The organism is Flavobacterium sp. (assembly GCF_044338735.1).
Lineage (GTDB): Bacteria > Bacteroidota > Bacteroidia > Flavobacteriales > Flavobacteriaceae > Flavobacterium.
The window spans coordinates 1-8683 of sequence record NZ_JBIIWV010000090.1 but is presented as its reverse complement, the minus strand read 5'-3'; the positions used below and the strand labels follow the sequence as shown (position 1 = coordinate 8683).

Annotated in this window: 9 protein-coding genes and 1 pseudogene; 2 read left to right on the top strand and 8 right to left on the bottom strand. The window is 33.5% G+C overall.

The window, feature by feature from the left end:
* Both ACIQZC_RS07045 and rlmD read right to left on the bottom strand, forming a co-directional pair.
* A pseudogene (locus ACIQZC_RS07045) lies at positions 1 to 327 on the bottom strand (hypothetical protein); the annotation flags it as partial.
* Positions 328 to 332: 5 nt separating this feature from the next.
* Entirely contained in the window at positions 333 to 1748 is a 1416-nt protein-coding gene (gene rlmD, locus ACIQZC_RS07040; RefSeq protein WP_396138528.1) for a 23S rRNA (uracil(1939)-C(5))-methyltransferase RlmD, read from the bottom strand.
* 71 nt (positions 1749 to 1819) lie between these two features.
* Between rlmD and ACIQZC_RS07035 the strand changes: the two genes are divergently transcribed.
* Both ACIQZC_RS07035 and rocD read left to right on the top strand, forming a co-directional pair.
* The gene (locus ACIQZC_RS07035) at positions 1820 to 2359 is read left to right on the top strand and encodes a DUF1697 domain-containing protein (RefSeq protein WP_396138527.1); all 540 of its coding nucleotides are present in this window, start codon (positions 1820 to 1822) and stop codon (positions 2357 to 2359) included.
* Between the two features lie 149 nt (positions 2360 to 2508).
* Positions 2509 to 3789, top strand: coding sequence for an ornithine--oxo-acid transaminase (rocD, locus tag ACIQZC_RS07030; RefSeq protein WP_396138526.1), 1281 nt, complete (start codon positions 2509 to 2511; stop codon positions 3787 to 3789).
* Between the two features lie 49 nt (positions 3790 to 3838).
* Here rocD and ACIQZC_RS07025 read toward each other — a convergent pair whose 3' ends face one another.
* From ACIQZC_RS07025 to ftsH, 6 genes are all read right to left on the bottom strand, one after another.
* On the bottom strand, positions 3839 to 4606 hold the full coding sequence (locus ACIQZC_RS07025; protein WP_396138525.1) for a superoxide dismutase: 768 nt from the start codon (positions 4604 to 4606) through the stop codon (positions 3839 to 3841).
* A 1-nt stretch (position 4607) separates the two neighbouring features.
* Positions 4608 to 4889: an acyl-CoA-binding protein gene (locus ACIQZC_RS07020; protein ID WP_396138524.1), complete on the bottom strand. Its 282-nt coding sequence runs from the start codon at positions 4887 to 4889 to the stop codon at positions 4608 to 4610.
* Between the two features lie 5 nt (positions 4890 to 4894).
* Positions 4895 to 5551 carry a phosphatidylserine decarboxylase family protein gene (locus ACIQZC_RS07015; protein WP_396138523.1) on the bottom strand — a complete coding sequence of 219 codons (657 nt, stop codon included), beginning with the start codon at positions 5549 to 5551 and terminating at the stop codon, positions 4895 to 4897.
* Positions 5541 to 6347, bottom strand: coding sequence for a phosphatidate cytidylyltransferase (locus ACIQZC_RS07010; protein ID WP_396138522.1), 807 nt, complete (start codon positions 6345 to 6347; stop codon positions 5541 to 5543). The genes ACIQZC_RS07015 and ACIQZC_RS07010 overlap by 11 nt, the downstream gene beginning before the upstream one ends.
* 2 nt (positions 6348 to 6349) lie before the next feature.
* Positions 6350 to 6955, bottom strand: a complete 606-nt coding sequence (locus tag ACIQZC_RS07005; RefSeq protein WP_396138521.1) for a lactate utilization protein B/C — start codon at positions 6953 to 6955, stop codon at positions 6350 to 6352.
* 87 nt (positions 6956 to 7042) lie between these two features.
* Positions 7043 to 8683 (bottom strand): ATP-dependent zinc metalloprotease FtsH (gene ftsH, locus ACIQZC_RS07000; protein WP_396138520.1); only part of this gene is annotated, 1641 nt, incomplete at its 5' end.

The following is an 8683-nucleotide window of genomic DNA, read 5'->3' as shown; positions in this document are numbered from 1 at the left end:
TTGGTAATTAAAGGTAATCACATCAATATTATCATTAGTAGTGACAGTGTCACTTCCATTTTGTATAAAATGTAAGGTAGTTATATCGGTAGTTGTTTTTAAAGGCACTTCAATTTTTGAAACCTCATTAAATGCAATTCCTACAAGGGCAGCGGGTTCTATAATTCCAAGATTGGTTACATTCTCCAAAACAGTTGGAGTAACAAATTTATAAAACTCAACAATCACTCTGGGCGTTACTGGTGTTCCTTCGGCGCAAATATCATCTTTCTCGCAACTTGATAACGTGAAAGTAAAAAGTATAATTAGAAATAGCTTATAGTTCATAATTTTTATTTTTTTAATTCCAAAAGTACAACATTTTCCACGTGATGCGTTTGCGGAAACATATCCACAGGGCGCACACGAACTACTTTGTATTTTTCGTCCATTAAGGCTAAGTCGCGTGCTTGTGTAGCGGAGTTACAACTTACATATACAATTTTTGGAACATCCGTTTTTAATAGCATTGCTATAACGTCTTTGTGCATTCCATCTCTTGGCGGATCAGTAATGATAACATCGGGTTGACCGTGTGTGTTGATGAATTCGTTATTAAACACATTTTTCATGTCTCCTACATAAAACTCACAATTGGTTATGTTATTTCGCTCGGCATTTGCTTTCGCATCTATTATGGCTTCAGGAACGGCTTCCACACCAATAACTTTCTTGGCTTTTTTGGATACGAATTGAGCAATAGTTCCAGTTCCTGTATATAAATCATATACGGTTTCATTACCCGTTAAACCAGCAAATTCTCTGGTAATTTTGTATAATTCATAGGCTTGATCTGAATTGGTTTGATAGAACGATTTCGCATTAATACTAAAATGCAAACCTTCCATTTCTTCCAAAATATAATCGCGCCCTTTAAATAAAATAATGTCTTGGTCATATAACGTATCGTTCAATTTCTGATTGATCACATATTGTAACGAAGTAATTTGTGGAAAACGTTCGGCTAAGAAGTTCATCATCAATTCGATACTTTTTTTATCGTTTTCAAAAAACTGAATCAAAACCATAAGTTCTCCAGTAGAAGCCGTTCTAATCATCAACGTTCTTAACAAACCTTCCACAGCTCTAGCGTTAAAGAACGATAAGTTGTTTTCATTGGCAAAGCGTTTGATTTCGTTCCGAATTTCATTGGATGGATCTTCTTGTAAATGGCATTTTTCGATGTCTAAAATCTTATCCCACATTCTCGGAATATGAAAACCAAGTGCGTTTTTATTGTCAAATTCGGTTCCCGATTGAATTTCGGCATCGGTCATCCAACGCGCGTTTGAAAACCCAAATTCCATTTTATTTCTATAAAAAAATTGTTTTTCCGAACCTAAAATGGGCTCAAATTCAGGCAATTCAATTTTTCCTATACGCTTTAAATTATTATATACTTCCTGATTTTTGTAGAACAACTGCTGACTGTAGTTCATATTTTGCCATTTGCAGCCTCCACAAGCCCCAAAGTGATCACAAACAGGTGCTATTCTATGTTCAGAAAATTCATGAATTTTAATTGCTTTACCTTCATAGTAGGCTTTTCTTTTCTTCATGGTTTGCACATCAACAACATCACCGGGTACAACATTTGGAAGAAATATTACTTTGCCATCAGGCGCTTTTGCGACTGAAACACCTTTTGCACCTGCATCAAGGATTTTTACGTTTTCGAATACGATTTTTTCGGTTCTCTTTTTTACCATGAAGCAAAAATAAGAATTGTTGGGTGTTATTTGATACATTTTTTTACATTTATGCCAAATTTCAAATGTATATGAAAACCCATTTAGCTTTATTGCGCGGAATTAATGTTTCTGGACACAACATGATTAAGATGGATGTTTTGAAAACCCTTTTAGAGAAGACAGGATTTCAAAACGTACAAACCTATATTCAATCGGGAAATGTTTTTGTAGATTCAGATGAAGCGCAAGGTGCGAGTGTTGGTTTTAAAATTAAACAAGAAATTTTTAAAGAATTAGGGTTAGAAGTTCCCGTTGTTGTAATTAGTAAAGAAGATTTAGAAGCGTGTTTAAATAACAATCTATATCTCAAAGAAAAAGAGTGCGATACTAAAAAGTTGTATGTTGCTTTTATTTCAAAGGAATTATCAAATGGTGCCTTAAATGATTTAAAAATAAGTCAATTTAAACCCGATGAAGCTTCAATTGATGCCAGTAGAATTTATATTAAATATGCTGTTGGCGCCGGAAAAACTAAGTTAGACCAAAAGTATATTGAGAAGAAATTAAATGTTGTAGCTACGATTCGGAATTGGAATACGGTTACTACGTTGTTGGAAATGTTTGAATAGCGAGTTGGGAGCTTGGAGCAGTAAGTTTGGAGTTTTTTCTTCCAGCATCCAGCATCCATCTTCCAACAAAAATTACTACTTTTGCTAAATGGTTGATTTCTCGCCCTAAAGAAGGAATTACTCGATTACAATCAAAAACGAATTAAAACATGTCAGTTTTAAACCAATCAAGAGCTGCTGAAGCTATAACATTAGAAGAAAAATATGGAGCGCATAATTACCATCCACTACCTGTAGTTTTAAATAGAGGAGAAGGGGTGTATGTTTGGGATGTAGATGGAAAAAAATATTATGATTTTTTATCTGCTTATTCTGCTGTAAATCAAGGGCATTGTCATCCTAAAATTGTAGATGCAATGGTGCAACAAGCACAAACCTTAACCCTTACTTCTAGAGCTTTTTATAATGATAAATTAGGGGTTTATGAAGAATTTGTAACCAACTATTTTGGGTTCGATAAGGTATTACCAATGAACACAGGAGCCGAAGCGGTAGAAACTGCTTTGAAATTGTGCAGAAAATGGGCTTATGAGAAAAAAGGAATTCATGAAAATGAAGCTCAAATTATCGTTTGTGATGGCAATTTTCACGGAAGAACCACCACGATTATTTCGTTTTCCAATGATGAAAATGCTCGTAAAAACTTTGGACCATACACTGCTGGTTTTATTAGTATTCCTTATGATAACATAGAGGCGCTTGAAAAAGCAATATCTTCCTCTAAAAATATTGCTGGTTTCTTGGTTGAACCGATTCAAGGCGAAGCAGGTGTTTATACTCCATCGGATGATTTTATTCAAAAAGCAAAAGCCATTTGTAAAGCGAATAATGTGTTGTTTATTGCCGATGAGGTACAAACAGGAATTGCTAGAACGGGATCTTTATTAGCTGTTTGTGGAAATTGTACCTGCGAATCAAAATGTGAAAAGCAAGCAACGTACTCACAACCTGATATTCTAATTTTAGGAAAAGCACTATCAGGCGGCGCTTATCCAGTTTCGGCAGTTTTGGCAAACGATGCTATAATGAATGTCATAAAACCAGGGCAACACGGTTCTACCTTTGGAGGAAATCCTGTGGCGGCAGCTGTAGCAATGGCTGCATTAGAAGTTATTTCCGAAGAAAATTTAGCTCAAAATGCTAGAAAATTAGGGAACATCTTTCGAGAAGAATTGACTCAGTTTATTAAAACTTCTTCTATAGCTACTTTAGTAAGAGGAAAAGGATTATTGAATGCAGTAGTTATTAATGATACAGAAGAAAGTGATACCGCATGGAACATTTGTTTGCGTTTGGCAGAAAACGGATTATTAGCTAAACCAACGCATGGTAATATTATACGTTTTGCACCACCTTTAGTAATGACAGAAACTCAACTTAGAGATTGTGTTGCTATTATTATCAATACATTAAAAGAGTTTGAAAAATAAATCTAGTATTTAAAATACATTAAAAATCCCGCAATAGCGGGATTTTTAATTATAAACGATTTAATGCTGATTCGTATTTATCGTTAACGATTTTCCAATCTATTACATTAAATAGTGCGGTGAGGTAATCGTTTCGTTTATTTTGATGTTTCAAATAGTAGGCGTGTTCCCAAACGTCTATCGCAAGAATAGGAGTTCCTCTAACTTCGGCATTTGGCATCAACGGATTATCTTGATTAGTAGTGCTTGTAACGGCTAACTTTCCTTCGTTTGTTACCACAAGCCACACCCAGCCACTTCCAAATACATTGTTACCAGCATCAATTAATTGAGATTGTAAAGCATCAAATGAACCTAATTCGGTATCAATTGCAGCGGCAAGTTCGCCAGTAGGTGTTCCTCCAGCTTTTGGTCCTAAGATTTCAAAAAATAAATTATGATTATAGTAGCCACCAGCGTTATTTCGTAGGGCTTTATTATTTGGATTTAATTTAGTTAAAATTTCTTCAATTGATTTTGTAGCTAAATCGGTTGTATCTATTTCTTTATTTAGTTTGTTTGCATAATTTAAATGATGTTTTGCATAATGGATTTGCATAGTGCGTCCATCAATGTGAGGTTCTAATGCATCGTAAGCATACTTTAATCCCTTCATCTTAAAAGTACCGCCTTCGTTCACTTTTACATCTCCTGGGTTACCATATGCTAATTGTGTAGTTTCTACTTCAGGATCGGGTATTTGAACTTCTTCTAAATCATTTCCTCCTCTGCAACTGGATAGCATTACGAAGACACAAAATATAATTACTTTTTTCATGTTATAAATTTCGCTCTTTAAGTAATGTATTGATTATTTCGATGTATTTAACTTTGGCTTCATCAGCTGTTAAATGCTTGACTTGCATCCATGCATTTAGTTTAAAAGCATTAATTAAATCTTGCGGATTTTGATAATGTGATTGATTGGTACGTTCAGAAGTTGCTTGTTTATACAAGCCATACAAAACGAGTTGCATATCTTGCGGCACTGATTCTTGTGGAATGAGTTGTGCGTTTGCGAATGCTTCTTCAAATAATGTATTTAAGTCCTTTGTACTCATTTATTTTATGCAGTTTTACAAATAACTGTTTTGTTTCCTATTGCTTTATCGCCAATTTTTACAATAACTTCTGTTCCTAATGGTAAATATAAATCTACTCTTGAACCAAATTTAATAAATCCGGCATCTTTTCCTTGAACTACGCGCATACCTTCTTTGGCATAATTTACAATACGACGGGCTAATGCTCCTGCAATTTGACGGTACATTACTTCACCATATACATTATTATTAATCACGACTGTTGTTCTTTCGTTTTCTTCACTTGCTTTTGGATGCCAAGCAACTAAATATTTACCAGGATGGTATTTACTATATTTTACCACACCATTTAGTGCATAACGAGTAACGTGAACATTAATTGGCGACATAAAAATGGAAACCATCAAGCGTTTATCTTTGAAATACTCTGGTTCAAATACTTCTTCAATAACAACCACTTTACCATCAACAGGCGCTAGGATATGGTTATCACTATTGTCTGCCACACGTGTTGGATTTCTGAAAAATTGTAAAATCAAAAATAAGAATATCAAAACAATAATTTGAACTGTTTTTAATAACCAAACCGAATCTTTGAAAAATGCATCTGCCAAGAATATTAATCCGACTGAAATTAGTAAGGAGATGAAAATGATTTTTGAGCCTTCTTTATGAAACATAATATAAAATTAAATAAAATAAATTAATAAATGGAATGACAAATATAATACTATCTAATCGATCTAGAACACCTCCATGTCCGGGCATTATTTTTCCGCTGTCTTTTATACCCGCAACACGTTTAAATTTAGATTGAATTAAATCGCCTAAAGTGCTAAAAATACTTACAATAACAGCAATTACAATCCAAATATATAAAATCTTTGATTCGATATAAAATTTTGACAACAAGATACTACTTATGCCAGTAAAAATAAGTCCGCCGATGAAACCTTCAATTGTTTTTTTAGGAGAAACACTTGGAAAAAGTTTGTTACGCCCTAAGCTTTTCCCTACAAGATATGCAAAAGTATCATTAGCCCATATTAAAATGAAAATCGAAATTAAAATTTTAGGGTTATAGCCATTTTTTCCTAAAGCAACATAGTTTGTGATGATAAAAGGAATGATAATGTAACCAACTAATAACAGGTATCGGGTTCCAATCTTAAAAGTAGTTTTTTGTAATGAAAAAAGATAGAACAATAATTTTATGGAGATGATGGCTGCAAAACCAACCAATAATGTTTTCAGGTTTATGTCTTGACTTTTATTCCAAAGAAAATAGTAAGAACCAGCAGCAAAAGAAATAGAAAAGTAATAATTAAGTTGGGCAATTTTACAAAATTCGTAAACACCAATGAGCATGAATATTCCAAATAATATTGCTAAACTTTCTTTAGAATAAGAAATGCAGCCTAACAATAAAAAAACATAAACGGCTCCAGATAATGCTCTTTTCAGCGTTTCGTTCATATTTATAAATCTTCTAAAAGAAGTAGGTATAGGTTTTTATGGCAACTTCCATAATGCAAAAAGTCTTGCTCCTTTTCTTCTTCAAAGTATTTTATAGTAGTTATGTTTGTAGGATAATCTTTTTCGTGTTTGTTTTTAATAACTCTCAATCCATCACCTTTAGAAATCACCATTTGACTAGTTGTAGCAAAAACAATCATGTTGGTAGGTAATTCGTTGGGTTTAAATTGTTTTAGTTGAGACGAAGAAAATAGTATTGAACCTTCGTCAGCAATTAAATTTTCGCAGAAAGAAAAGAAAAATTTAGGATTTTTAGTATCGGTGTAATTTAATTTATTTTCATCTAAAAGATAAAATAGTCTGGAATCAAAGCATTGTGCTTCAGATTCAAACCAATCATTTTCGGCTAAAATATTTTCAAAATTTTCAGAAATTTCTGATAAATTTTCACAATAGATAAACTTACCTCCATTTGCTTTAAAATTGAAAGTAAATTGTTCGTCTATCGGTAAATTAACATCTGGAGCATAAGGGCTTTTATCATCTAATTTTTCCTTAGAATCAGTTTCCTCGCTAGAAGTTTTAAAAAATTTTTTAAATAGACTCATTTATCTTTGTCGAGTATTTTAGTCAGTAAAATTCAAAGATAAAAAAAAACTTAATTCTTTTTAACAGGAATTAAGTTTTTTTTAATTTTAATTTGTTGATAAGTCTTCATCTTTAGGAATTGTTATTTCCTTATCGAATGGTCTTTTACCAAATATAGTTTCTAAATCATCTTTGAAGATTACTTCTTTCTCGATTAATATATCTGCAAGTTGTGTTAGTTTTTCTTTATTGGTTTCTAAAATAGCTATAGCTCTTTGATATTGCTCTTCAATTAATTTTGAAATTTCGGTATCAATTACGCGAGCAGTATCTTCTGAATAAGGTTTTGAAAAATTATAATCAGATTGACCTGAAGAATCATAATAAGTGATATTTCCTAGTTTTTCATTCAAACCATAAATAGTAACCATAGCTCGCGCCTGACGGGTGACTTTTTCCAAATCACTTAATGCTCCAGTAGATATTTTATCAAAAACAACTCGTTCTGCAGCTCTTCCGCCCATCGTAGCGCACATTTCATCAAGCATTTGATCTGGGCGAACAATCAATCGTTCTTCAGGTAAATACCATGCGGCACCTAAACTTTGACCACGAGGCACAATAGTAACTTTTACTAATGGCGCTGCATGTTCTAACATCCAACTAACCGTGGCGTGTCCTGCTTCATGTATCGCAATTGCTCTTTTTTCATCGGGAGTAACAATTTTGTTTTTCTTTTCTAATCCACCAACGATTCGATCAACAGCATCTAAGAAATCTTGTTTATCCACCGCTTTTTTGTCTTTACGCGCTGCAATTAATGCTGCTTCGTTACAAACATTTGCAATATCAGCTCCAGAAAAACCTGGAGTTTGTTTAGCTAAAAATTCAGTATCTAATTCCTCCGATTTTTTCAAAGGTTTTAAATGCACTTCAAAAATTGCTGCACGCTCTCTAATATCAGGTAAGTCTACATAAATTTGTCGATCAAAACGCCCAGCACGTAATAACGCTTTGTCTAAAACATCGGCACGATTGGTAGCTGCTAATACAATTACATTTGAATTTGTTCCAAAACCATCCATTTCTGTAAGTAATTGATTTAATGTGTTTTCTCTTTCGTCATTTGCACCCGTCATATTGTTTTTTCCACGTGCTCTTCCTACAGCATCAATCTCGTCAATAAAAATAATAGCAGGTGATTTTTCTTTTGCTTGTTTAAATAAATCTCTAACACGAGAAGCTCCAACACCTACAAACATTTCAACAAAATCTGAACCAGATAATGAAAAGAAAGGTACTTTTGCCTCACCTGCAACGGCTTTTGCTAACAATGTTTTTCCAGTTCCAGGAGGACCAACTAGCAAGGCGCCTTTTGGTATTTTTCCTCCAATGGAAGTATATTTTTCAGGGTTTTTAAGAAACTCTACAATTTCTTGTATTTCTTCTTTAGCACCTTCTAAACCAGCAACATTTTCAAATGTTGTTCGGGTGTCGTTTTTTTCATCAAATAATTTTGCTTTTGATTTACCAATGCTAAAAATTTGTCCACCACCACCTGAACCGCCTGACATTCTTCGCATCATGAAAATCCACAAGGCACCTAATATAATTACAGGTAATAATAATGAAATAATGTCGCCCCACATGCTTTCAGGTTCTTTTTCATATTCAGAAATTTTACCTGCGGCTTTTGCTTTTGAAAGATTGTCTTGAAATGCTTTTGCATCCCCAATTTCAGTTACATA